Genomic DNA, 22,791 nt, shown 5'->3' with positions numbered 1-22,791 from the left:
CGCATCGAGGACCTGTCATGACCACACCGCTCGCCGCCAAGATCGCCCGCGACTACGGAACGCCGGCCGTGGTCATCGACATGGACCGGGTGGAGCGCAACATCGCGCGTGTCCAGGCGGCCTGCGATGCAGCCGGTGTCCGCAACCGGCCCCATATCAAGACGCATAAGAGCCCGGAACTCGCGAGGCTGCAGGTCGCCGCCGGCGCCAAGGGCATTACCTGCCAGAAGATCGGCGAGGCCGAGGTGATGGCGGCGGCCGGCATCGACGACATTCTGATCAGCTACAACCTGATCGGTGACGAGAAGATGGCGCGCCTCGGCGCACTGCTCGGCAAGGCCGAGGTGACGGTTGCCGCCGACAATCCGGTTGTCATCGCCGGCCTGCCACAGGCCGGTGCCATTGCCGGCCGCGACCTCGGCGTGGTGATCGAGTGCGACACCGGGCGCAAGCGCGCCGGCGTCGAGACGCCTGGCGAGGCGATCGAACTCGCCAAGTTGATCGCAGCCTCGCCCGGCATCGCCTTCAAGGGCTTCATGTTCTACCCGACCGAAGACGGCTGGGCGGTGGCGCAGCGCTTTTTCGACGAGGCGCTGGCCGGTGTCCGCGCCGCCGGCCTGGAACCGACCATCGTCTCGACCGGCGGCTCGCCCAACATGCCGAATGTCGGCAAGCTGAAGGGCGCGACCGAGCACCGCCCGGGCACCTATATCTACAACGACCGCATGCAGGTGGCGGCGGGCGTTGCCACCTGGGACGACTGCGCGTTGCAGGTCTATTCGACCGTGGTGAGCAGGGCCGCCGCCGATCGTGGCATCCTGGATGCCGGCTCCAAGACGCTGACGGCGGACCCGGGCGGCGGGCTCGAAGGCTTCGGCCTGATCCTGGACCATCCGGAAGCCAAGATCGCGCGCTTCGCCGAAGAACATGGCATGCTGGACCTGACCCGCTGCAACGAGCGGCCGAAGGTCGGCGACGTCGTGCGTATCGTGCCCAACCATGTCTGCGTCGTGGTCAACATGGTCGACGAAGTGGTGATGGTGCGCGGCGACGAGATCGTCGGCATCCTGCCGGTCGCCGCCCGCGGCAAATTGAGATGACCAGCGCTTCGCGCCACAGTCCGTTCCCACCATTCAGGAGCCGCCAATGACCCCCGAAGACAAGCTTGCCAAGATGGGCCTCGAACTGCCGGCGGTGCCAGCGCCAGCGGGCAATTACGTGCCGTGGAAACGGGTCGGCGACATCGCCTATCTGGCTGGCCAGGGCCCGCGCAAGGCCGATGGCGCCTTCGCCACCGGCAAGGTCGGCGCCGACGTCACCGTCGAGACCGCTTATGAACATGCCAAGATGGTCGGCCTGCAGATCCTCGCTTCCGCCAAGGCGGCGGCGGGCGGTGATCTCGCCAAGGTCGAATTCGTCAAGGTGCTCGGCATGGTCAATGCCGTATCCGACTTCGGCGATCATCCGCGCGTCATCAACGGCTTTTCCGACCTGATCGTCGCCGTCCTCGGCGATCGCGGCCGGCACGCCCGCTCTGCGGTCGGCATGGGCTCGCTGCCGATGGGGATCACAGTCGAGGTCGAGGCGATCATCAAGATCCACGGCTGAAATGGTCGTGACGGCCGGCCTCACCGCCAGCCGTCCATTGCGGAGGATCCGGCCATGGCGCGCGCACCGGTCTATTACGCCGACTATCTGAAGCTTGACCGGCTGCTGACATCGCAGCAGCCGGAAAGCCTGAAAGAGGGCGTCGATGCCCATGACGAGATGCTGTTCATCATCGTCCACCAGGCCTACGAACTCTGGTTCAAGCAGATCCTGCATGAGCTCGACCGGGTCGAGCGGGATTTCGGCGCCGTGCCGGTCTCCGACGACGCCATGGCGCGGATCGTCCACGACCTCGAGCGCATCCACGAGATCCTCAAGCTGACGGTCGCCCAGCTCGACGTGCTGGAGACCATGACGCCGTTCGACTTCCTGGACTTCCGTGACCTCCTGATGCCGGCCTCGGGTTTCCAGTCGCTGCAGTTCCGCGCCATCGAGACCAGGCTGGGGCTGGCCGCCGAAACCCGCGTGCCGCTCGACGACAAGGCGATCGAGGAGCGGCTGTCACCGGCAGACCGAACGGCGCTGTCGGAGGCGCGCGAGCGGCCGACCGTCTTCGTCATGCTCGACCAGTGGCTCGCCCGCACGCCGTTCCTCGACTGGGGCGGCGCAAGCTTTCGCGACGCCTATCGCCAGGCGGTCGAGAAACACCTGGCCCGCGACGCCGACTTCATACGCGCCGATAGGGCGATGCCCGAGGAAAAGCGCGAACGCGAACTGAAGGCGATCGACAAGGCGATCGCCTCCTTTGCCGCCATCTTCGCGCCCGAGGGCGACGGCGGCGGCTGGCGCCTGTCGGGGCCCGCCGTCCAGGCCGCCCTGTTCATCACGCTCTACCGCGACAAGCCGGCAGTGCAACCGGCCTTCCGGCTGCTCGCCACGCTCATGGATATCGACGAGACCATGACGCTCTGGCGCTACCGCCACGCGCTGATGGTCGAACGGATGATCGGGGTCAAGATCGGCACCGGCGGCTCATCTGGTCACGCCTATCTGCGCACCACGGCCGAACGGCATCGCGTCTTTGCCGACCTGTTCCGGCTCTCCACCTTCCTGATCCCGCGCGCCGCCGTGCCGGACCTGCCGGCCAGTGTCCAGGCGCGCCTCGGCTTCGTCTATTCGACATGAGTGCGCTCGACCTCACCGCCCATTTCTCGCGGTTCCGCGCGGCCGCGCCCGAACGCGTCAACCTGGCGGCCCACAGCCATCACGACTGGCCGGATGTGACCTTCGCGGCGCAGGAAGCCTGCTGGCAGGACGCAGCGCGGCTTGCCGGCGACAAATGGGGCAAGGTGTTCGGCGAACTGATCCCGGCGGTGCAGGCAGCGCTCGCCCGGACGCTGCATTTGCCCGACCCGGCCACCATTGCCGTTGCGCCGAACACCCATGAGTTCCTGCGCCGCATCCTGTCCTGTTTCCCGGCCGACCGCCCCGTCCGGATCCTGACCAGCGATGCTGAATTCCACACGGCGCGCCGGCAAATGGCGCGGCTCGAAGAGGACCAGCTGATCGCGGTCGAGCGTGTACCGGCCGAGCCCTTCGACAGCTTCGCCGAACGTCTCGGCAATCGGCTCGCGAGCGGTGCGCACGACCTCGTCTTCGTCAGCCAGGTGTTCTTCACCTCGGGCGCCACCTCGGGCGATATCGCCCGCCTCGCGGCGACGGTGCGCTCCGCCGCGACGCTCGTCGTGATCGACGGTTATCACGGCTTCATGGCCCGCCCGACCGATCTCTCCGATGTCGCCGGCCGCGTCTTTTATCTCGCCGGCGGTTATAAATATGCCATGGCCGGCGAAGGCTGCTGTTTCCTGCATTGCCCGCCGGGTTATGGACTGCGGCCGCGCGACACCGGCTGGTTCGCCGATTTCGGCGCGCTGGCCGCGCCGCCCGGCAAATCGGTCGGCTACCCGGAAGATGGCGGCCGGTTCCTCGGCGCGACCTTCGATCCGAGTGGCCTCTACCGGCTCGATGCGGTGTTCGACTGGCTGGCGGCGACCGGCCTGACGGCCAGCATGGTGCACGATCACGCGCGCGCGCTGATGGCGCGTTTCCTCGACGCGGTCGAAGCCATGGGCGTCGCCGGCCTGACGCGTGGCGACCTGATCACGCCCTTCGGCCCGCAGGCCGAGCACGGCAATTTCCTCACCTTCCGCACCGAACGCGCCGGCGAGATCGAACAGCGGCTGGCGGCCCTACAGGTGCATAGCGACCATCGCGGCGACCGCCTGCGCTTCGGCTTCGGCATCTGCACCAGCGCTGACGATGTCGACCGGGCGATCGAACGGATCGGCCGGGCTTTCGCCTGAGGATTATTCGGCAACCACCGCGGTCGCCTCGATCTCGATCTTGGCGGCCTTTTCGACCAGCCTGACGACCTGCACCACCGCCATGGCCGGATAATGCTGGCCGAAGATCTCGCGATAGGCCTGGCCGAGCGGTCTGAGATGGGCGAGGTATTCCTCGACATCGGTGACATACCAGGTCAGCCGCACGACGTGGTGCGGGCTGGCGCCGCCCTCGGCGAGGATCGCCCGGATGTTCTCGAAGCACTGGCGCGCCTGGGCGGCGAAATCCGGTTTGAAATTGCCCATGACATCCCAGCCGACCACGCCGCCGGTGACGATGAGGCGGCCCTTGGCGCTCATGCCGTTGGCATAACCGCGCGGCTCCGGCCAGCCCTTGGGATTGAGCGTCACCGGGCGCTCGTCCTCGTCGGCAAGCGGAAACGGGATCACGGGGGTCGTCGGTTTGGTCATGTCTTTACTCCGCCGCCGTGCGGCTTGAGGCAGCATCGCGCGCGGCGATCTCGCGCAGCGCAAAGCGCTGCAGCTTGCCGGTTTCGGTACGTGGCAATTGGTCCACGAAAGCGATCACGCGCGGGTATTTGTAAGGCGCGATCTCGGCCTTGACGAAAGCCTGCAGTTCCTCGGCCAAGACCTTGTCCGCAGCAAAGCCGGGCTTCAGCACCACATAGGCCTTGACGATGGTACCGCGTTCCTCGTCCGGCTGGCCGACGACGCCGCATTCGGCAATGGCGGGATGGCTCAGCAGGCAGGATTCCACTTCAGGGCCGGCAATATTGTAGCCGGCCGAGACGATCATGTCGTCGCTGCGCGCCTGGTACCAGAAATAGCCGTCGGCATCGACGACATAGGTGTCGCCGGTCACGTTCCAGCCGTCGATGACATAGCGGCTCTGGCGCTCGTCGGAAAGATAGCGGCAGCCGGTCGGGCCGCGCACCGCAAGCCGGCCCGGCTGGCCCGGCCCCAGTTCCTCGCCGTCCATGCCGATCACCTTGGCCTCGTAGCCCGGCACCGGCAGGCCGGTGGCTCCGGGACGGATCTTGCCCTCGGGCGCGGATATGAAGATGTGCAGCATTTCGGTGGCGCCGATGCCGTCCATCAGTTCAAGGCCGGTCGCCTGTTTCCAGGCGTCGAAGGTCGCTTTCGGCAGGGCTTCGCCAGCCGAGACGCATTTCCTGAGCGAGTGCCAGTCGTGATCGCCGAGAGCCGGGATCATCGCCCGATAGGCTGTTGGAGCGGTGAAGCAAATGGTCGGCTTGAAGGCGGCAATGGCCGGCAGGAGTTCGCCGGGCGGGGCTCTTTCCAGGAGCACGGTCGAGGCGCCGACCCGGAACGGGAACAGCACGAGGCCGCCGAGCCCGAAGGTGAAGGCCAGTGGCGGCGATCCGATGAAGCGATCATCGGCACTGGGCTTCAGGACATTCCGGCCATAAGCATCGCAGATCGCGAGGAGATCGCGATGGCCATGCATGGTGCATTTCGGCGTGCCGGTGGTGCCCGAGGTGAAACCGAACAGGCAAATGTCGGTCGCCGCCGTGTCGACCGGGGTGAAGACGGGCGATGCGCCGGCCGCGCGGCTCGAGAGCTCGCCAAAGGTGACGATGCGCTCGAGCGGAGCCGCCTGCGCGGCAGCCTTGGCCAGCTCATCGGTCAGCCGGTCGTCGCACAGCGCCAGGCCGACCTCGGCCTTGTCGATGATGACGCTGAGCTCCTTGGCGCGCAGCAACGGCATGGTTGCGACCACGATGCCGCCGGCCTTGATGACGGCCAGATAGGCCGCGACCATCATCGGATTGTTCGGCGCGCGCAGCAGCACGCGGTTTCCCGCGATCAGGCCCAAATCCTGCACCAGGACATTGGCGATGCGGTTCACCTCGACCTGCAGGTCGGCATAGGTCCAGGCGAGGCCGCCGGGCGCCAGGATGGCGATGCGGTTGCCCTTGCCCGCCGCCACATGGCTGTCGACGAAATCCGCCACGCAGTTGATCCGGCCGGGATATTTCAACTCCGGCCGGTCGAACAGGAAAACCGGTTGAAGCGCGGCCGGCGGCAGGCCGCGGGCGGCGAAATCGTCGATATGCGCTGAAACTGCGGACATCATCGATCTCCCTATTCGGCAGCTTTGGCCAGATGCGCGCGGGCTTCGCGCTCGGCCAGATGAGCACGGGCGATGACGATCTTCTGGACTTCGGTCGCGCCCTCGTAGATGCGCAGCGCCCGGATATCGCGATAGAGCTCCTCGACCTTCTCGCCCTTCTTGACGCCGAGGCCGCCGAACACCTGGATCGCCCGGTCGATCACCTTCTGGGCGTTTTCGGTCGCCACCATCTTGGCGATGGCCGCCTCCTTGGTGATCCGCGCCTTGCCCTGGTCCTTGGCCCAGGCCGCGCGGAAGATCAGCAGGGCCGAGGCTTCGAGCTCGGCGACGGAATCGGCGAGCGCCGCCTGGGTGAGCTGGAGACCGGCGAGCGGCGCGCCGAAGATCTGCCGCTTCACCGCCCGTTCGGTCGCCTCGAACAGCGCCCGGTTGCCCATGCCGAGCGCGGCGGCAGCGACGGTCGAGCGGAACACGTCGAGGGTTGCCATGGCGATGCGAAAACCGTCGCCGGGCTTGCCGAGCAGGGCACCGGCCGGCACCAGGCAATTGTCGAATTTCAGCGTCGCCAGCGGATGCGGTGCGATCACCTCGATACGTTCCGCAATGGTCAGGCCAGGCGTATCCGCCGGCACGATGAAGGCGGACAGTCCGCGCGCGCCCGGCGCCTCGCCGGTGCGGGCGAAGACGACATAACGATCGGCAATGCCGCCGTTGGAAATCCAGGTCTTCAGGCCATCGAGCCGGTAGCCCTCGGGAACCCTGGTCGCCGTGGTCGAGAGCGCCGCGACGTCGGATCCGGCGTCCGGCTCGGACAGGGCGAAGGCGGCGATCGCCCGGCCGTCGCGCACCGAGGCACAGCACGCGGCCTTCTGTTCCGGCGTGCCGAACAGCGAGATCGGCCCGGTACCCAATCCCTGCATGGCGAAGGCGAAATCAGCGAGCCCGTCGACATAACCGAGCGTTGCCCGGGTGATGCACAGCGTGCGGACATCGAGCGCCTCGCGCAGGCCGCCCTGGTCACCCGGCACGCAAGCCTTCAGAAAGCCGGCCTCGCCCATGGCTGCGACGAGCCGGCGGCAGGAGCCGTCGACATCGTGGTGGTCGACCAGTGGCGGAATGGCCGTCTCGGCCCATGCGCCGAGGCGGGCGGCATAGGCCCGGTGCTCATCGTCGAAGAACGGCAGCGCGAGAAGATCAGGGGCCAGCATGGCTCAATTCCCCTCGAAGACCGGCTTCTGCTTGGCCGCGAAGGCATCGAAGGCGCGGCGGAAATCCTGCGTGTCCATGCAGATCGCCTGGGCCATGGCCTCGGCCTCGATCGCCTCGTCCACCGACATGGTCCATTCCATGTGCAGCATGCGCTTGGTGATGCCATTGGCAAAGGTCGGGCCGGCCGAAATCTCGTCGGCCAGCGCGGTCGCCTCGGCCAGCACGGCCTCGGGCGCGGCGAGCCGGTTGAAGAAACCCCAGGCAAGCCCTTCCTCGCCGCCCATCATGCGCCCGGTATAGAGCAGTTCGGAAGCCCGCCCCTGGCCGATCAGGCGCGGCAGGATGGCACAGGCGCCCATGTCGCAGCCGGCAAGCCCGACCTTGTTGAACAGGAAGGCCACCTTGGCTTTCGCTGTGCCGATCCGCAGGTCGGAGGCCATGGCCATGATGGCGCCGGCGCCGACGCAGATGCCGTCGATCGCCGCGATGATCGGCTGCGGACAGGCACGCATCGCCTTGACCAGTTCGCCGGTCATGCGGGTGAACTGCAGGAGCCCCGGCATGTCGCGCTCGGTCAGCGGGCCGATGATCTCGAACACGTCGCCACCGGCGCAGAAATTGCCACCGGCGCCGGTCACCACCACGGTCTTGATCTCGGTGTCGAAGGCCAGTGCCCGGAACAGGTCGCCGAGTTCGGCATAGCTCTCGAAAGTCAGCGGGTTCTTCCGGTCCGGCCGGTTCAGCGTGATGGTCGCAACCTTACCCTTCACCTCCCAGAGGAAATGTGTGGCTTTCCAGTCGGTCAGGCGCTGGCGATGCGGGATGGTGTGCATGGAGGTTTCCTCAAGCAATTTCGCCGCCGGCGACCGGCAGGGCGAGGCCGGTGACGGCGGCCGCTTCGTCGGAGGCAAGCCAGAGGACGGCATGGGCCACCTCTTCCGGCTTGATCAGGCGGCCTATGGGCATGGAGCGGGTCAGATCGGCGAGCGCCGCGTCCGGCGTGCGACCGGTCTTGGCGACGATGGTCTCGATCGAGCCGGCGACGAGATCGGTCTCGGTGAAGCCCGGGCAGACCGCGTTGATGGTGACACCCGAGGTCGCAACTTCCTTGGCGAGCGCGCGGGTCAGCCCGACGACGCCGTGCTTGGCCGCGCAATAGGCCGAGACATAGGGATAGCCGGTCAGGCCGGCGGTCGACGCGATCGTGATGATCCGGCCCTGGCCGCGCGCCAGCATGGCCGGCAGGACCAGCCGGATGCCGTCGAAGACGGAGGTCAGGTTCAGCGCTATCATGCGGTCGAAATGGCCGCGCTCCAGGCGCTTGGCGGGAACCGTCTCGGCATGGCCGGCATTGTTGACGAGGATGTCGATCGGACCGGTGGCCTCGGCCGCGCGGACAGCACGTTCGAGCGCCTCCGGATCGGTGACGTCGGCAATGATGAATTCAGCCGCATCGCCCGCCGCGACGGCCTCGGCGAGGCTCGCCTCGGTCCGGCCGAGCACGATGACATGGACGCCCGCCATCGACAGGCCTCGTGCGACCGCGCGGCCGATGCCGCGGCCGCCGCCGGTGACCAGCGCACGCTTGCCGGCCATCGGACGACCTTGGGACGAGTGACCAGCGGAGCTTGGAACGACCATCGCGACCTCCCGCCTGAATGTTTTAAGCTTCAAATAAATTTGAGCAAGAGGCATGCGGCGGCTTGTCCGAATTTATTTTAGGCTTAAAGTAATTTGCACCTTGCGGATGACCGTCGGCTCCCGCGTTCGGCGCGCCTGCAGGCAACGGGATCGAGGAGGCACCCCATGCGGATCGCGGTGATCGGCGGCGGACCCGGCGGGCTCTATTTCGCCTGCCTGATGAAGAAATGGCGCCCCTCGGTCGACATCACAGTGTTCGAGCGCAACAAGGCCGACGACACCTTCGGCTTCGGCGTGGTGTTCTCCGACGCCACCCTCGACATTTTCGAACGCTACGACGCCGACAGCTACCGGGCGATCACCGAACATTTCGCCTATTGGGACGACATCGCAATCCACTTCAAGGACACGGTCCACCGGGTCGGCGGCAACGGCTTCTGCGGCTGCTCGCGACAGACCCTGTTGATCCTGCTGCAGAACCGCGCGCGCGCCCTGGGTGTCGAGCTCCGGTTCGAGACCGAGGTGGATCCGGATCTGCGGGCCTTCAGGGATTACGACCTGGTCGTTGCCGCCGACGGCATCAATTCGCGCATCCGCGAGGCGAACCGCGACCATTTCAAGCCGGACGTCGACCTGCGCCCCAACAAGTTCACCTGGATGGGCTCGACCCGGCCGCTCGACGCCTTCACCTTCTTCTTCCGCGAGACCAGCCACGGCATCTTCATTGCCCATACCTATCAATATGAGCCGGGGCGTTCGACCTGGGTGATCGAGACCGATCCCGAGACCTTTGTCCGCGCCGGCCTGGACAAGCTCGACGAAGAGGCTTCGGCGCGTTTCCTGGAAGGCGTGTTCGCCGAGGAACTGGCGGGTCACGGCCTGACCACCAACCGCTCGCTCTGGCGGCAGTTCCCGATGATCCGCACCCAGCGCTGGGTGAAGGACAATGTGGTGCTGCTCGGCGACGCCAAGGGCACCGCGCATTTCTCCATCGGCGCCGGCACCAAACTCGCCATGGAGGATTCGATCGCGCTGTTCGACGCCTTCCGCGCCAAGGGCACGGTCAAGGCAGCACTGGCGTCCTACGAGACCGACCGGCGCGAGGAGGTCGAGCGCACCCAGCACGCCGCGGACGTGTCGCTGGTCTGGTTCGAACATGTCGACCGTTTCGCCACCATGGATCCGCGCCAGTTCGCCTTCGGGCTGATGACCCGCGCCAAGGCGATCACTTATGACAACCTGCGCCTGCGCGCCCCGGACTTCATCGCGACCACCGACCGGATGTTCGCCGAGGGCGTGGCGGGCGCCGATCTCGCGGCGCCGAGACCGCCGCTGTTCCAGCCCTTGAAGCTGCGCGAACTGACGGTCGAGAACCGCGCGGTGGTCTCGCCCATGTGCATGTATTCGGCGGTCGACGGCCTGCCGATCGACTGGCACATGGTGCATTACGGCGCCCGCGCGGTCGGCGGTGCCGGCCTTGTCTATACCGAGATGACCTGCGTCGCGCCGGATGCGCGCATCACGCCCGGCTGCACCGGCCTGTGGAACGACGCGCAAGAGGCGGCCTGGAGCCGCATCGTCGATTTCACCCACACCCATTCCCGCGCGAAGATCTGCCTGCAGCTCGGCCATGCCGGCCGCAAGGGCGCCACCAAGCTGATGTGGGACGGCATGGACCGGCCGCTGCCCGACGGCGCCTGGCCGATCGTTTCGGCGTCACCCCTGCCCTATTATCCGGACAGCCAGGTGCCGGCCGAACTCGATCAAGCCGGCATGGACCGGATCGTCGCGGAGTTCGCCGCGGCGACCGAGCGCGGCATCCGCTGCGGCTTCGACATGCTCGAGCTGCATGCCGCCCACGGCTACCTCCTCGCCTCGTTCCTGTCGCCGCTGACCAACCGGCGCACCGACGACCATGGCGGATCGGTCGAGAACCGCCTCAGGTTCCCGCTCCGGGTGTTCCGCGCCATGCGTGATCTCTGGCCGCGCGAAAAGCCCATGTCGGTGCGCATCTCGGCGACCGACTGGGCCGAGGGCGGCATTTCGGAAGCCGATTCGATCGCCATCGCCCGGGCTTTCACTGAGGCCGGCGTCGATCTCGTCGACGTCTCGACCGGTCAGACCTCGCCGGCCTGCCGGCCGGTCTATGGCCGGATGTTCCAGACCCCCTTCTCGGACGCCATTCGTAACGAGGCGCATGTCGCCACGATGTGCGTCGGCAACATCACGACAGCGGATCAGATGAACACCATCCTGGCAGCCGGCCGGGCCGATCTCGTGGCGCTCGGGCGGCCACACCTCGCCGACCCCTCCTTCATGCTGAAGGCGGCGGCCTGGTATGGCGTCGACGTCCATCAGCCCGAGCAATATCAGCCGGGCAAGGACCAGGCGATGCGCAATGCGGTGAAAGACCGCGCCGACTTCGAGGCCCTGAAGGTGGCGGCCAAACCGAAGCGTCACGCCCAGGGCAGCTTCGACCAAAAGGCGGCGGCCGAGTGATCAGGCGAGATCGGCGAGCTTGAACCGGACGGCGGCCAGCTCGGTCGCCAGAGGTACCAGCAGAGACGCGGCGGTCAGCGTCTCGACGCTGCGATAGCGATCCACACCGGGATCGCGATGCACCGTCGTCTCCAGTTTCTGCGCGTCGATCACCCAGAAATCGGTGATGCCGGCCTTGGCCATCAAGGCGGCTTTGCGGCCGAGGTCGAAGCCGAGGCTTGAGTCCGACACCTCGATGACCAGAAGCGCCCGGTCCGGGCCGAGCCGCTTGGCGTCGGTGTCGCGATAGATGACGAAATCGGGTTCGACATAGGTCGTCTCCGACAATTGCAGCGTCGGCTCGATGCCGACGTCCAAATCGTCCGGAACCAACCTGATCAGGAGCTTGGTCAACCGGTTTTGAACGCGCTGATGATGATTGTTCTTCGCGTTCATCGGGACGAACTCTCCCTCGATCAGTTCGAGCCGCTCGTCCGGGCTGATAATGCCGGTTTCGACCATGCGAAAGGCATCGTCGACCGTGAATGCGCGTCGCGGCAAGCCTTCGGCGCCCTGGGTGACCATCACGTTCATCACGTCACCTCCTTGAGCCCAATTCTAGCACCCGCCGGCGAAAACTGCATCGCCGATCGCGCCCGGCGTCACACCACCACGGGCTGCGCCTTCATGCCGGCAATGCCGAAAATGCGCCGGTAACGCTCGATCTCGTCCTTCGGGCCGGTCGCCTTCAAGGGATTGTCCGACAGTTTCACCGCCGGCCGGCCATTGGCTTCGACCACCTTGCAGACCACCGAGATCGGCGCCAGCGCATCGGCATCGCCGTTCGGCATGCAGCCCTTGAAGTCGTTGGTCAGATTGGTGCCCCAGCCGTAACCGATGCGCACGCGGCCCTTGAAATGGCGGGCGGTCTGTTCGATCGAGTCGATATCCATGCCGTCGGACAGGATGACCAGCTTCTTCGTGGGGTCGCGGCCCTTGGATGACCACCAGCGGATCAGCTCTTCGGTGCCTTCGGTCGGATCCTTGGAATCGGGGCGCGCACCGGTCCAGTCAGCGACCCAATCGGGCGCATGGACCAGGAAATGCTCGGTGCCGAAGCAGTCGGGCAGGATGATCCGCATGTTCTGGTCATAGATGCGCGCCCAGTCCTCCAGCACCCGGTAGGGTGCGGCGAGCAGCTCGGCATCGGTCTGGGCAAGGGCTGCATAGACCATCGGCAATTCATGAGCATTGGTGCCGATCGCTTCGAGGCCGAGATCCATGGCGAGTTTCATGTTGGAGGTGCCGGTGAAGACCTCCGGCCCGAGCGCATCGGCCAGCGCCTCCATCATCCATTGCTGCCAGAGATAGCCATGGCGGCGGCGGGTGCCGAAATCGGAGATCTTGAGACTGCCAACCTCGTCCTTCAGCACGCGCAGGCGCTTGATCTTGTCCCAGGCCTTGGCCTTGGCATTGGCATAGAGAATGTCGAGTTCGAGTTTCGACAACGTGCGCATGATGGCGCGGGCGCGCAGCTCGTTGACGATGGCGAGCGACTGCACCTCCCACATGGTGGTGGCGGCCCAATTGCCGGCGAAGCGCAATTCATACTGGCCGTCGCGCTTGGTCAGCTCGTAGTCCGGCAACCGGAAATCCTTGAGATAGGCGAGGTAGTCGGGCCCGAAAATGCGCTCACGGCCGTAGAACGTATTGCCGGCGAGCCAGATCAGCTCGCGCTGGGTGAACTTGAGATTGCGCGCATGGTCGAGCTGCTCGCGCAGTTCCCGTTCGTCGATGTCGTCGGCGAGCCGGACCGACTTGGTGCGGTTGTTCAGCGCAAAGGTCGCGGTCACGTCCGGATAGAAGCGCCGGATGAGCTGCTGCATCGAGAACTTGTAATAATCGGAATCGAGCAGCGACCGGATGATCGGGTCGAGTTTCCACGTGTGATTGTAGACGCGGGTGGCAATGTCGACCATGGGATGCTCAGGCGCGAGGACGAAAGGGCCGGGACCATAGCAAGGCCGGGTCCGCCATGAACACTGGTCCGTTGAGCCTGATATCGCAAGGCAGCCGCGTTCCTGCCGGACAGCTGGTGCGGTTTCGGCTCAGGCCGCGGCGCGGCTGGAACCCGCTCCGGCCAGCCTCGCAGGCAGGAAAGCCGCCGCTCAGATGCCCTGGACACGGGCGCCGGCGCGCCTGGCGAACCATTCGGAGACGACGAGGGCCGCGAGCGCGACGATGACGGCGATCACCGTCAGCCGGAGCGCTGCGGCATCGCCGCCGGGCGCCTGGGTATAGGTATAGATCGCCGCCGAGATCGTCTGGGTTTCGCCTGGAATGTTGGAGACGAAGGTAATAGTGGCGCCGAACTCGCCGAGCGCCTTGGCAAAACACAGCACGATGCCGGCGAGAATGCCGGGCAAGGCCAGGGGCAAGGTCACGGTGAAGAACACGCTGAACGGTCCGGCGCCAAGGGTCGACGCGGCCTGTTCGAGCTTGACGTCGGCGGCCTCGATAGAGAGCCGGATGGCCCGGACCAGCAAGGGAAACCCCATGACCGCGCAAGCGAGCGCCGCGCCGGTCCAGCGGAACGAGAAGACGATGCCGAAATTGTCCGCGAGGAACCCGCCGACCGGCCCGCGCCGGCCCATGGTCAGAAGCAGCATGTAGCCGGTGACGACCGGCGGCAGGACCAGCGGCAGATGGATCAGGCCGTCGAGGATCGCCTTGCCCCAGAACTGCTTGCGCGCCAGCAGCCACGCCAGTGCGATCCCGAATGGCAGCGCCGCCAGCGTGGCCCAGAAGGCGACGCGCAGCGACAGCTCGATCGCCACCCATTCCTCGGTCGTCAATGCGAACATGTCACGCGCCTCATGCTGGTCCGGTCCATGTTAGACGCAGCAGCGCCCGGCTGCGAGAGCGCCGACAGGGCTGTGGACGCCGGCCGTCCGGGCCGGCTTGCCTTTTGAACCGCCGCGACAAACGGCTAGCATCGCGCGATCAACCAAGCGGAAGCACATCATGACGGTCCTCAAAGGGCGCACGGCGCTGATCACCGACGCGGACAAGACCATCGGCAGGGCGATCGCCGAGGCGCTGGCGGCAAGCGGCGCCAATGTGCTGATCCAGGGCACCGATCCAGCGAGCGCCAAGGCGGCCGCGGCCGAGATCTCCACCCGCCACAGGGTGTTCGGCCAGGGTCTTGGCGCGAACCTCGCCGATGCCGGCTCGATCGCCAGCGCCGTCGCCGCCGCGGAGCGGCCGGTCGACATTCTCGTCCACACCTCCTGCCCGCAGCATCTGGCGCCGGTCGAAGAGTTTCCCGACGCGGCCTTCGAGCACATCCTGAATGTCGGCCTGACCTCCTATTTCCGCCTGGCCAAGGCGGTCCTGCCGGGCATGCGGGCGCGCGGCTGGGGCCGGCTTCTCGTCATGTCGTCGGTGCAGGGACTGGTCGCTTCCGTCGACAAGTCGGCCTATGTCGCGGCAAAGCACGGCCTCGTCGGCTTCTCCAAGGCACTGGCGCTGGAGACCGCCGGTTCGGGCGTCACCGCCAATGCCTTCTGTCCCGGCTGGACCGGCACCGAGGGCACCCGCGCCCAGGCCGCCACGATCGGCGCCAAGCTCGGCATTTCCGCCGATCAGGCGCTGCAGCAGATGCTGGTGGAGAAGCAGCCGTCGAAGCAGTTCATCAAGGTCGAAGCGCTCGGCGCGCTGGTGGTGTTTCTGTGCTCGCCGGCCGGCGATCCGATCACCGGGGTGGCGCTGCCGGTCGATGGCGGCTGGGTCGCGCAATAACCCGCCGGACAATCATCGCGCCCGCCAGACAATCGTTGCGCGCCTCAGCCAGTTTGGCATGATCGCGATATCGCGCCCCAGAAGGTCCCCTGCCTGATGATGATCAAGACAGTCCTCCGCGCCGCCGCGCTTGTTGCCGCAACGGCGCTCGCGACCTCCGCCTCGGCGCAGCAATGGCCATCCAAGCCGGTGACGATCGTCTCCGGTTTCACCGCCGGCTCCGGCCCCGATATCGTGCTGCGCCTGGTCCAGGAGCCGCTGGAGCGCGAACTCGGCGCCACCTTCGTCTTGGAGCAGCGCGGCGGCGCCGCCGGCAACATCGCCTCGGACTTCGTCGCCAAGGCCCGCCCGGACGGCTATACGCTGCTGCTCGGCACCTCCGGCACCCATGGCATCAATGCCGCCCTCTACCGGCGGCTCGCCTTCGACGTCGAGGCCGACTTCACCCCGATCACGCCGATCCTCAACGTCTCGAACGTGCTGGCGATCAATCCGCAGGTGATCGACGCCAAGACGATCGAGGAGTTCATCGCCAAGGTGAAGGCCAATCCGGGCAAGTTCAACTTCGCCTCCACCGGCAACGGCACCGGCACCCATCTCGCCTTTGCCGAATTTAATGCCCGCGCCGGCCTGGACATGGTCCACGTCGCCTATCGCGGCGGCCCGGAGGCCCTGCAGGCGGTGGTGACCGGCGAAGCCTGCTGCATCTTCAACCAGGTCCAGTCGGTGCTCGGCCAGTACCGTGCCGGCCGCGTCCGCCTGCTCGGCGTCACCACGCCGACCCGGGTCGAGGCCGTGCCCGACATTCCGACCATCGATGAGGCCGGCCTGAAGGGTTATGAGAGTTTCATCTGGTTCGGGCTGTTCGGGCCCAAGGGGCTGGATCCGGCAATTGCCGAGCGGATCAATGCGGCGATGAAGAAGGTGCTCGAGCTCCCGCAGATCCGCACGCGTCTCGCCGAACTCGGCAATACCCCACGCTGGGAGAGCCTCGCCCAGTTTCGCGATACCGTCCGTCGCGACCGGGCTGCCTGGGCCGACGTCGTCCGTCGCTCCGGCGCCTCGGTCGACTGACGGGGGCTCCGGCCGGACCCGCCATGCAGCGCCTTGCTCCCTTCCTCAGGCGGGCCGACCTCTGGGCCGGCCTGATGTTCATCGGCTGGGGCCTGTTCGTCCTGCTGGTCGGCGCGGATTATGCGCTCGGCCGCGCCGGTCGCATCGGGCCGGGTTATGTGCCGCGCCTGCTCGGCTTTCTGCTCTGCGGCATTGGCCTGCTGCTGGCATTGCGCTCGCCCTGGACCCATGACGAGGCCGAGGCGACGGTGGCCTGGCGGCCGTTGGTCCTGATCGTCGGCTCGGTGCTGGTCTTCGCGGCGCTATTGAACACCGCCGGCATGATCGTCGCGATCATCGCCAGCGTCGGCGTCGCCAATTTCGCCGCCCCCGACAATGGCTGGCGCACCGCGCTTGTCCTCGGCCTGGTCATGTCGGCCTTTTCCTGGGCCCTGTTCGTCAGGGCGCTCGGCCTGCCGATCCCGGTATTCATGCCATGACCGGCCCAAAGCTCATGATCGGCCGGACGCCATGACCGATGTCTTCGCCAATCTGATATTCGGTTTCGGCATCGCGCTCACGCCGGAGAACCTGCTGTTCTGCCTGATCGGCACGCTGCTCGGCACCCTGGTCGGCGTCTTGCCCGGGCTCGGGCCGGTGGCGACCATCGCCATGCTGCTGCCGATCACCTTCACGCTGCCGCCGATCGCCGCCCTGATCATGCTGGCCGGCCTCTATTACGGCGCCCAATATGGCGGCTCGACCACGGCGATCCTGGTCAACATCCCCGGTGAGAGCTCCTCCGTCGTCACCTGTATCGACGGCCATGAAATGGCCAAGCAGGGCCGCGCCGGCGCGGCCTTGACCATTGCCGCGCTCGGCTCGTTCTTCGCCGGCTGTGTCGCCACCCTGGTCATCGCGGCCTTTTCCGGCCCGCTCGTCAAGATCGCCGACACCTTCCGGTCGCCCGATTATTTCGCCCTGATGGTGTTCGGGCTGGTCGCGGCGGTGGTGCTGGCGCAAGGCTCGGTGGTCCGCGCCATCGCCATGGTCGGGCTCGGCCTGTTCCTCGGCGCGGTCGGCACCGACAATGCCTCCGGCCAGACGCGCTTCACCTTCGACATTCCGGCGCTCGCCGACGGCATTGGCTTCGTGCCGGTGGCCATGGGCCTGTTCGGCATTGCCGAGATCGTCCGCAACCTCGAAAAGCATGCCGGCCGGCCCGACCGCCAGCCGCTGACCAGCCTGTGGCCGACGGCCGAGGAGACCCGCCGTTCGATCCCGGCCGTGCTGCGCGGCACGGCGCTCGGCTCGCTGCTCGGCATCCTGCCGGGTGGCGGCGCGCTGGTCGCGGCCTTCGCCTCCTATGTGCTGGAAAAGAAGGTCGCCAAAGATCCCTCGCGCTTCGGCAAGGGCGCGGTCGAAGGCGTCGCCGGACCGGAGAGTGCCAACAATGCCGGTGCGCAGACCTCGTTCATCCCGCTGCTGGCGCTCGGCATTCCGCCCAATGCCGTGATGGCCCTGATGCTCGGCGCCATGACCATCCACGGCATCGTGCCCGGACCGAAGGTGATGATCGACCGGCCCGACCTGTTCTGGGGCATGATCGCCTCCATGCTGGTCGGCAATCTCATGCTGGTCATCATCAACCTGCCGCTGATCGGGCTGTGGGTGAAGCTCTTGACCATTCCCTATCGCTGGCTCTACGCCATCATCCTGGTGTTCTGCTGCATCGGCGTCTATTCGGTGACCAATTCGACCACCGATATCGTCATCATGGCGGTGTTCGGGGTGATCGGTTACGCGCTGCCGAAGATCGGCTGCGAGCCGGCGCCGCTCATTCTCGGCTTCATCCTGGCGCCCATGCTGGAGGAGAATTTTCGCCGCTCGCTGATCCTGTCGCGCGGCGACTGGATGGTGTTCGTCGAGCGGCCGATCTCGGCGGGGCTGCTGATCACCAGCCTGGCGCTGGTGACGGTGATGCTGCTGCCGGCGATCCGCCGGACGCGCGAGGTCGCCTTCCAGGAAGAGTGATCGGCCGGCTCACCGGTCCTCCGGCGCGACGAAATAGCCTGTTGGTTTCAACTCCTCGTCGTCATGGACCAGCAGCCGCTGCCAATGCGGCTCGGCATCTTCGACGAACAGCGCGCGGACCAGCGCCTGGGCCAGCCGGTTGGCACCCGGCGCTATGCCCGGCACGTCGCCGGCAAGGGCCCCGTGGCTCATGGTCACGCCCCAGTTGAACATGTGGATATGCGCGATGCCGGCCGGCGCGGCATCGCGCGGCAAAAGCTCGAAACCCGGGCCGAGATAGGGAAAGCGCGCGGGTTCCGGATCGGCCGCCGCCTTGGCCGTGCCGACGCGATCGCGCCAGAGCAGAACGTCGTCGCGAAACGACGCGCATTCCGGCCGCTGCAGCAGGTCGACGTCGAAGCCCGTGCCGAGGATCGCGGCATCGAAACGATGCCGGCCCTTGGGCGTGACGATGGTCACCCCCGCTGTGTCGGCCTCAATGTCGGTCCAGGTCTCGTCGAAACGAATGGTGAAGCCGGCATGCTGCTCGCAGCGCAGCACCGATTCGTAAGGCGGCGGCACCTGTTCGGCGAAAATATAGGTGTAGAAGCGCCAGCGCAGTTCGTCGTCGAGCGCGGTAAAGCCGTTCAGGAAGCCCGGGAAACCGGTCCATTTCGATTTGTTGATCTGCGGCAGCATGGGCCGGCGCAGGAACATCATCACCTTGGTCGCGCCCGCCTCCAGCGCCGTTCCGGCATTGTCGAAGGCCGAAGCGCCGCCGCCGAGGACCGCCACCGAACCGCCGGCGAAACGCTGGAAGTCGATGTCATCCATCGAGTGGAAGACCCGGCCATGGGCCAGCGCACGGTCCGGCAATGACGGGTAGGCCGGCAGGCGCGGTGCGCCCGAACCGTCGCGGCCGCTGGCCATCACCACCTTGCGGGCCCAGACCGTCTCGGCGCCCGCGGGGCCAGCCAAGCTTGCCCTGACCAATCCGCCGACGGGTTCGATCGCGGTCACCGCGACGCCGTTCTCGACGGGGATGCCGACGGTCTCGCGCACCCACAGGAGGTAAGCCAGCCAGTCGAGCCGGCCGGCCTTGTGCAGGGCCTCGAAGGCCGCTTCGCCGTGCTGCGCCTCGTACCAGGCGCGAAAGGTGAGGCTGGCCACACCGAGGTCGGGGCCGTTGACATGTTTCGGCGAGCGCAAGGTCAGCATGCGCGCATAGGTGCCCCAAGGCCCCTCGCCGCCCCGTGGCGCGCGGTCGACGATGCGGATATGACGGATACCGTCGCGCATCAGCGCGAAGCCCGCCGTCTGGCCGACCATGCCGCCACCGACCACCAGCACATCGAGCACGGGCCTGCCGTCCGGTCCGTCGACCGGCAAGACCCAGTTCGCCGCCGGGAAATTGAGCCGCGCGAGATCGCGCCGCGCCTCGCGCGTCAGCGCGTCGAGGCCGATCGCGCCGGCAGCCTTCGCCACATCCTGATCCATCTGCACTCCGGAACCCGACATCATGGCCGAGCTGTCCTGCTTCTACTCACTGTCGTCACCCTGGGCCTATCTGGCAGGTCCGAAACTCCAGGACATCGTCCGCCGGCACAAGGCTCGTCTGATCCTGAAGCCCTATGACTTCCAGGCCGTAGTGCCGAAGACCGGCGGCGTGCCGCTGCGCACCCGCCCGCAACCGCGGCGCGACTATCACCAGGTCGAGCTCGACCGCTGGCGGACCTATCTCGGCATGCCCCTGGTGCTCAAGCCGAAATTCTATCCGCAGGACAATCCCAAGCCGAACTGGAACAAACATACCGGCTGGATGGTCATCGCCGCGCAGGAACGCGGCCTCGACGCCTTCCTGCTGTCGCATGCGCTGCTGCGGGCGCTGTGGGCCGAGGAGCGCGATACCTCGGAAGCGGCGGTGCGCATCGCCATCGCCGAGGAGAACGGCTTCGACGGCAAGGCCCTGGTGGCCGAGGAACAGTCGGCCAAGGTCCAGGCGCTTTACCAGCACTATTCCGATGAAGCCGAACGACTCGGCGTCTTCGGCGCGCCGACCTTCGTGGTCGACGGCGAACTGTTCTGGGGCCAGGACCGGCTCGATTTCGTCGACCGGGCGCTGGCCCGGCTCGGCTGATCAGACGGCAACCGCCTCACGCTTGAGGCCGAAGTCCCGGCCCGGGATCGAGGCGAGCAGCGCCTGGGTATAGGGGTGCTGCGGGTCGCCGAAGACTTTGCCGATCGGGCCGGCCTCGACCACCTCGCCGCTCTTCATGACGGCGACGAGATCGCAGACCTGGGCCGCGACGCGCAGGTCATGGGTGATGAAGACGATCGAGAGCCCGAGCTTCTGGCGCAGTTCCGCCAGAAGCTTCAGCACCTGCGCCTGCACCGACACGTCGAGCGCCGACACCGGCTCGTCGGCGACCAGAACGTCCGGGCGCAATGCCAGCGCCCGGGCAAGTCCGATGCGTTGCCGCTGGCCGCCGGAAAACTCATGCGGGTAGCGGTCGGTCGATGACGGATCGAGCCCGACCAGCGCGAACAGTTCCTTGGCGCGGGCCAGCGCCTCGGCGCGCGGCGTGCCATGGACGATCGGCCCCTGAGCCACCAGTTCGCCGGCCTTGCGGCGCGGATTGAGCGAAGCGAAGGGGTCCTGGAACACCATCTGGATATGGCGCGTCTCGACCCGCATTTCCTCGCGCGAGAGGCAGGCGAGGTCGCGGCCGTTGAGCACGATCTTGCCGCTGTCGGGATCGATCAGCCGGACCAGACAGCGCGCCAGCGTCGATTTGCCCGAGCCGGATTCGCCGACGATGCCGAGCGTGCCGCCACGCGGCAGCGTCAGCGACACCTCTTTGACCGCATGGGTGACCCGGGCGCCGCGACCGAAGAAACCGCCATTGCGATAGGTCTTCGAGACATTCTCGATGGTCATGATCGGTTCGGCCGAAAAGGCGCGCGCCGGCGGGGCGGCGAGCGGCGGCACGGCGGCGATCAGTTGCTTGGTATAGGCATGCTGCGGCTGGTTGAGGATGGCATCGGTCGGCCCCTCCTCGACCAGCTTGCCGTGCTGCATCACCGCGACCCGGTCGGCGATCTCGGCGACCACGCCGAAATCATGGGTGATGAACAGCACCGCCGTGCCCTTGCGCCGCTGCAGGTCGCGGATCAGCTGCAGGATCTGCGCCTGGGTGGTGACGTCGAGGGCAGTGGTCGGCTCGTCGGCGATCAGCACTTTCGGGTCGAGCGCCAGGGCCATGGCGATCATGGCGCGCTGGCGCTGGCCGCCCGACAGTTCATGCGGAAAAGCGCGTGCCGCCTGTTTCGGATCGGGGATGCGCACCTCGTCGAGCAGGTCGAGCACGCGTGCCGCGATCTCGGCTTTCGACAGCTCGGTATGGACCTTGAACATCTCGCCGATCTGGTCGCCGATATTGCGCAAGGGATTGAGCGCGGTCATCGGTTCCTGGAAGATCATGGCGATGCCGGCGCCGCGCACCCGGCGCATCTCGGCCTCGCTGACATGGGCGAGGTCGCGGTCCTCGAACAGGATGCGGCCGCCGTCTATGGCGACCCCGCCGGGCAGGAGCCGCATCACCGCATTGGCGGTCATCGACTTGCCGGACCCGGATTCGCCGACGACGCAGAGGATCTCATTGGCCGAGACCGTCAGCGTCACGTCTTTCAGCGCATGCGACCGGTCGGCGCCGGCGGGCAGGCTGACGCTGACATTGTCCAGAGTGAGGATCGGGCTCATCGGCTCTTGAGCCTCGGGTTCAGCGCATCGTTCAGGCCCTGGCCGACCAGCGACACGGCAAGCACGGTGACCAGGATGGCGACGCCGGGAATGGCCGAGACGTACCACTGCACACGCAGGACGTCGCGGCCGAGCCCGATCAGATTGCCCCAGGAGGCGACATTGGGATCGGAGAGTTTCAGGAAGGCGAGCGAACTCTCCAGCAGGATGGCGACCGCCATGACGACGCTGGCATAAACGATGACCGGCGGCAGGGCGTTGGGCAGGATCTCGCCGAAGATCAGCTTGATGTCCTTCAGGCCGAGCGTCCGGCCGGCCTGGACGAATTCGCGGTTGCGCAACGACAGGAATTCGGCACGCGTCAGCCGCGCCGGGGCCGGCCAGGACACCACGCCAATGGCAATGGTGACCGTCGTGATGGTCGAGCCGAACACCGCCACCAGGACCAGCAGCAGCAGGAAATTCGGCAGCGTCTGGAAGGCTTCCGTCACCCGCATCAGGATGTTGTCGACATGGCCGCCATAATAGCCGGCGACCGACCCGATGACGACGCCGATGGCCACCGCGATACTGGTGGCGACCAGGCCGATGAGCAGGGAAATCCTTGCGCCGTGGAAGATCTGGGCGGCGATGTCGCGCCCGGAATTGTCGGTGCCGAGCAGGAAGCGCGGGTTTTCGAACGGCCAGACCAGGGGCCGGCCGGCAAGGCTCAGGGGATCGCGTGGATAAAGCCAGCCGGCGGTCGCCGCCATGACCAGGATGACGGTGAGCAGCAAGAGCCCGATGACGGCTGGCGGGCTGCGCAGATAGTGCTTCAGGAAATCCATCGG

General features: G+C 66.8%; 21 protein-coding genes. 10 read left to right on the top strand and 11 right to left on the bottom strand.

The features are described from left to right. Positions 1–17: 17 nt before the first annotated feature. Genes E8M01_RS20680 through E8M01_RS20665 form a run of 4 tightly spaced genes read left to right on the top strand, consistent with a single transcriptional unit; the run spans position 18 to position 3,911 of the window. Positions 18–1,100 (top strand): D-TA family PLP-dependent enzyme, encoded by a 1,083-nt coding sequence (locus E8M01_RS20680; RefSeq protein WP_136961871.1) that lies wholly within the window; start codon positions 18–20, stop codon positions 1,098–1,100. A 46-nt stretch (positions 1,101–1,146) separates the two neighbouring features. Continuing rightward, positions 1,147–1,608: a RidA family protein gene (locus E8M01_RS20675; RefSeq protein WP_136961870.1), complete on the top strand. Its 462-nt coding sequence runs from the start codon at positions 1,147–1,149 to the stop codon at positions 1,606–1,608. A gap of 54 nt (positions 1,609–1,662) precedes the next feature. Next, positions 1,663–2,733, top strand: a complete 1,071-nt coding sequence (locus E8M01_RS20670; protein WP_136961869.1) for a tryptophan 2,3-dioxygenase family protein — start codon at positions 1,663–1,665, stop codon at positions 2,731–2,733. Continuing rightward, positions 2,730–3,911 carry an aminotransferase class V-fold PLP-dependent enzyme gene (locus tag E8M01_RS20665; RefSeq protein ID WP_136961868.1) on the top strand — a complete coding sequence of 394 codons (1,182 nt, stop codon included), beginning with the start codon at positions 2,730–2,732 and terminating at the stop codon, positions 3,909–3,911. The genes E8M01_RS20670 and E8M01_RS20665 overlap by 4 nt, the downstream gene beginning before the upstream one ends. 3 nt (positions 3,912–3,914) lie before the next feature. Here E8M01_RS20665 and E8M01_RS20660 read toward each other — a convergent pair whose 3' ends face one another. Genes E8M01_RS20660 through E8M01_RS20640 form a run of 5 tightly spaced genes read right to left on the bottom strand, consistent with a single transcriptional unit; the run spans position 3,915 to position 8,811 of the window. Beyond that, a complete protein-coding gene (locus tag E8M01_RS20660; RefSeq protein ID WP_136961867.1) occupies positions 3,915–4,361 on the bottom strand; it encodes a RidA family protein in 447 nt (148 codons plus the stop codon). Positions 4,362–4,365: 4 nt separating this feature from the next. Beyond that, positions 4,366–6,006 (bottom strand): AMP-binding protein, encoded by a 1,641-nt coding sequence (locus E8M01_RS20655; protein WP_136961866.1) that lies wholly within the window; start codon positions 6,004–6,006, stop codon positions 4,366–4,368. An 11-nt stretch (positions 6,007–6,017) separates the two neighbouring features. Next, positions 6,018–7,214 (bottom strand): acyl-CoA dehydrogenase family protein, encoded by a 1,197-nt coding sequence (locus tag E8M01_RS20650; protein WP_136961865.1) that lies wholly within the window; start codon positions 7,212–7,214, stop codon positions 6,018–6,020. A gap of 3 nt (positions 7,215–7,217) precedes the next feature. Continuing rightward, the gene (locus tag E8M01_RS20645) at positions 7,218–8,048 is read right to left on the bottom strand and encodes an enoyl-CoA hydratase family protein (RefSeq protein ID WP_136961864.1); all 831 of its coding nucleotides are present in this window, start codon (positions 8,046–8,048) and stop codon (positions 7,218–7,220) included. A 10-nt stretch (positions 8,049–8,058) separates the two neighbouring features. Continuing rightward, positions 8,059–8,811 (bottom strand): SDR family NAD(P)-dependent oxidoreductase, encoded by a 753-nt coding sequence (locus tag E8M01_RS20640; protein ID WP_211596660.1) that lies wholly within the window; start codon positions 8,809–8,811, stop codon positions 8,059–8,061. 210 nt (positions 8,812–9,021) lie between these two features. Between E8M01_RS20640 and E8M01_RS20635 the strand changes: the two genes are divergently transcribed. Continuing rightward, positions 9,022–11,355, top strand: coding sequence for a bifunctional salicylyl-CoA 5-hydroxylase/oxidoreductase (locus E8M01_RS20635; RefSeq protein ID WP_136961862.1), 2,334 nt, complete (start codon positions 9,022–9,024; stop codon positions 11,353–11,355). Here E8M01_RS20635 and E8M01_RS20630 read toward each other — a convergent pair whose 3' ends face one another. The 3 genes from E8M01_RS20630 to modB all read right to left on the bottom strand — a co-directional run bounded on the left by E8M01_RS20630 (position 11,356) and on the right by modB (position 14,198). Then, positions 11,356–11,928: a Uma2 family endonuclease gene (locus E8M01_RS20630; protein WP_136961861.1), complete on the bottom strand. Its 573-nt coding sequence runs from the start codon at positions 11,926–11,928 to the stop codon at positions 11,356–11,358. Positions 11,929–11,996: 68 nt separating this feature from the next. Next, the gene (pncB, locus tag E8M01_RS20625; RefSeq protein WP_136961860.1) at positions 11,997–13,313 is read right to left on the bottom strand and encodes a nicotinate phosphoribosyltransferase; all 1,317 of its coding nucleotides are present in this window, start codon (positions 13,311–13,313) and stop codon (positions 11,997–11,999) included. 189 nt (positions 13,314–13,502) lie between these two features. Continuing rightward, positions 13,503–14,198: a molybdate ABC transporter permease subunit gene (modB, locus tag E8M01_RS20620; RefSeq protein ID WP_136961859.1), complete on the bottom strand. Its 696-nt coding sequence runs from the start codon at positions 14,196–14,198 to the stop codon at positions 13,503–13,505. 160 nt (positions 14,199–14,358) lie between these two features. On the opposite strand from modB, the gene E8M01_RS20615 reads away from it, so the two are divergent. The 4 genes from E8M01_RS20615 (at position 14,359) to E8M01_RS20600 (ending at position 18,222) form a co-directional block, all read left to right on the top strand. Further along, positions 14,359–15,135 carry an SDR family oxidoreductase gene (locus E8M01_RS20615; protein WP_136961858.1) on the top strand — a complete coding sequence of 259 codons (777 nt, stop codon included), beginning with the start codon at positions 14,359–14,361 and terminating at the stop codon, positions 15,133–15,135. Positions 15,136–15,231: 96 nt separating this feature from the next. Next, positions 15,232–16,209 (top strand): Bug family tripartite tricarboxylate transporter substrate binding protein, encoded by a 978-nt coding sequence (locus E8M01_RS20610; protein WP_136961857.1) that lies wholly within the window; start codon positions 15,232–15,234, stop codon positions 16,207–16,209. 23 nt (positions 16,210–16,232) lie between these two features. Then, positions 16,233–16,688, top strand: coding sequence for a tripartite tricarboxylate transporter TctB family protein (locus tag E8M01_RS20605; protein ID WP_136961856.1), 456 nt, complete (start codon positions 16,233–16,235; stop codon positions 16,686–16,688). A 31-nt stretch (positions 16,689–16,719) separates the two neighbouring features. Continuing rightward, positions 16,720–18,222, top strand: a complete 1,503-nt coding sequence (locus tag E8M01_RS20600; protein ID WP_136961855.1) for a tripartite tricarboxylate transporter permease — start codon at positions 16,720–16,722, stop codon at positions 18,220–18,222. A gap of 9 nt (positions 18,223–18,231) precedes the next feature. Here the strand turns inward: E8M01_RS20600 and E8M01_RS20595 are convergent, their stop codons facing one another. Then, positions 18,232–19,698: an NAD(P)-binding domain-containing protein gene (locus E8M01_RS20595; protein WP_170181996.1), complete on the bottom strand. Its 1,467-nt coding sequence runs from the start codon at positions 19,696–19,698 to the stop codon at positions 18,232–18,234. Positions 19,699–19,720: 22 nt separating this feature from the next. Between E8M01_RS20595 and E8M01_RS20590 the strand changes: the two genes are divergently transcribed. Then, complete coding sequence (locus E8M01_RS20590; RefSeq protein WP_136961853.1) at positions 19,721–20,338, top strand: 2-hydroxychromene-2-carboxylate isomerase; 618 nt, start codon at positions 19,721–19,723, stop codon at positions 20,336–20,338. Here the strand turns inward: E8M01_RS20590 and E8M01_RS20585 are convergent, their stop codons facing one another. Then, positions 20,339–21,961 (bottom strand): ABC transporter ATP-binding protein, encoded by a 1,623-nt coding sequence (locus E8M01_RS20585; RefSeq protein WP_136961852.1) that lies wholly within the window; start codon positions 21,959–21,961, stop codon positions 20,339–20,341. After that, positions 21,958–22,788, bottom strand: a complete 831-nt coding sequence (locus tag E8M01_RS20580; RefSeq protein WP_136961851.1) for an ABC transporter permease — start codon at positions 22,786–22,788, stop codon at positions 21,958–21,960. The genes E8M01_RS20585 and E8M01_RS20580 overlap by 4 nt, the downstream gene beginning before the upstream one ends. Positions 22,789–22,791 lie beyond the last annotated feature (3 nt).

The sequence above is a fragment of the Phreatobacter stygius genome, assembly GCF_005144885.1.
GTDB classification, from domain to species: domain Bacteria; phylum Pseudomonadota; class Alphaproteobacteria; order Rhizobiales; family Phreatobacteraceae; genus Phreatobacter; species Phreatobacter stygius.
This window is presented reverse-complemented; position numbering and strand designations above follow the sequence as displayed.

Bases quoted from the DNA above. Each gene is read 5' to 3' on its own strand.
- E8M01_RS20675 (WP_136961870.1), top strand. From the start codon at position 1,147: ATGACCCCCGAAGACAAGCTTGCCAAGATGGGCCTCGAACTGCCGGCG.
- E8M01_RS20600 (WP_136961855.1), top strand. From the start codon at position 16,720: ATGACCGATGTCTTCGCCAATCTGATATTCGGTTTCGGCATCGCGCTC.
- E8M01_RS20585 (WP_136961852.1), bottom strand. From the start codon at position 21,961: ATGAGCCCGATCCTCACTCTGGACAATGTCAGCGTCAGCCTGCCCGCC.
- E8M01_RS20615 (WP_136961858.1), top strand. From the start codon at position 14,359: ATGACGGTCCTCAAAGGGCGCACGGCGCTGATCACCGACGCGGACAAG.
- E8M01_RS20610 (WP_136961857.1), top strand. From the start codon at position 15,232: ATGATGATCAAGACAGTCCTCCGCGCCGCCGCGCTTGTTGCCGCAACG.
- E8M01_RS20605 (WP_136961856.1), top strand. From the start codon at position 16,233: ATGCAGCGCCTTGCTCCCTTCCTCAGGCGGGCCGACCTCTGGGCCGGC.
- E8M01_RS20680 (WP_136961871.1), top strand. From the start codon at position 18: ATGACCACACCGCTCGCCGCCAAGATCGCCCGCGACTACGGAACGCCG.
- E8M01_RS20645 (WP_136961864.1), bottom strand. From the start codon at position 8,048: ATGCACACCATCCCGCATCGCCAGCGCCTGACCGACTGGAAAGCCACA.
- modB (WP_136961859.1), bottom strand. From the start codon at position 14,198: ATGTTCGCATTGACGACCGAGGAATGGGTGGCGATCGAGCTGTCGCTG.
- E8M01_RS20635 (WP_136961862.1), top strand. From the start codon at position 9,022: ATGCGGATCGCGGTGATCGGCGGCGGACCCGGCGGGCTCTATTTCGCC.
- E8M01_RS20650 (WP_136961865.1), bottom strand. From the start codon at position 7,214: ATGCTGGCCCCTGATCTTCTCGCGCTGCCGTTCTTCGACGATGAGCAC.
- E8M01_RS20590 (WP_136961853.1), top strand. From the start codon at position 19,721: ATGGCCGAGCTGTCCTGCTTCTACTCACTGTCGTCACCCTGGGCCTAT.
- E8M01_RS20660 (WP_136961867.1), bottom strand. From the start codon at position 4,361: ATGACCAAACCGACGACCCCCGTGATCCCGTTTCCGCTTGCCGACGAG.
- pncB (WP_136961860.1), bottom strand. From the start codon at position 13,313: ATGGTCGACATTGCCACCCGCGTCTACAATCACACGTGGAAACTCGAC.
- E8M01_RS20580 (WP_136961851.1), bottom strand. From the start codon at position 22,788: ATGGATTTCCTGAAGCACTATCTGCGCAGCCCGCCAGCCGTCATCGGG.
- E8M01_RS20670 (WP_136961869.1), top strand. From the start codon at position 1,663: ATGGCGCGCGCACCGGTCTATTACGCCGACTATCTGAAGCTTGACCGG.
- E8M01_RS20655 (WP_136961866.1), bottom strand. From the start codon at position 6,006: ATGTCCGCAGTTTCAGCGCATATCGACGATTTCGCCGCCCGCGGCCTG.
- E8M01_RS20630 (WP_136961861.1), bottom strand. From the start codon at position 11,928: ATGAACGTGATGGTCACCCAGGGCGCCGAAGGCTTGCCGCGACGCGCA.
- E8M01_RS20640 (WP_211596660.1), bottom strand. From the start codon at position 8,811: ATGGCCGGCAAGCGTGCGCTGGTCACCGGCGGCGGCCGCGGCATCGGC.
- E8M01_RS20665 (WP_136961868.1), top strand. From the start codon at position 2,730: ATGAGTGCGCTCGACCTCACCGCCCATTTCTCGCGGTTCCGCGCGGCC.
- E8M01_RS20595 (WP_170181996.1), bottom strand. From the start codon at position 19,698: ATGGATCAGGATGTGGCGAAGGCTGCCGGCGCGATCGGCCTCGACGCG.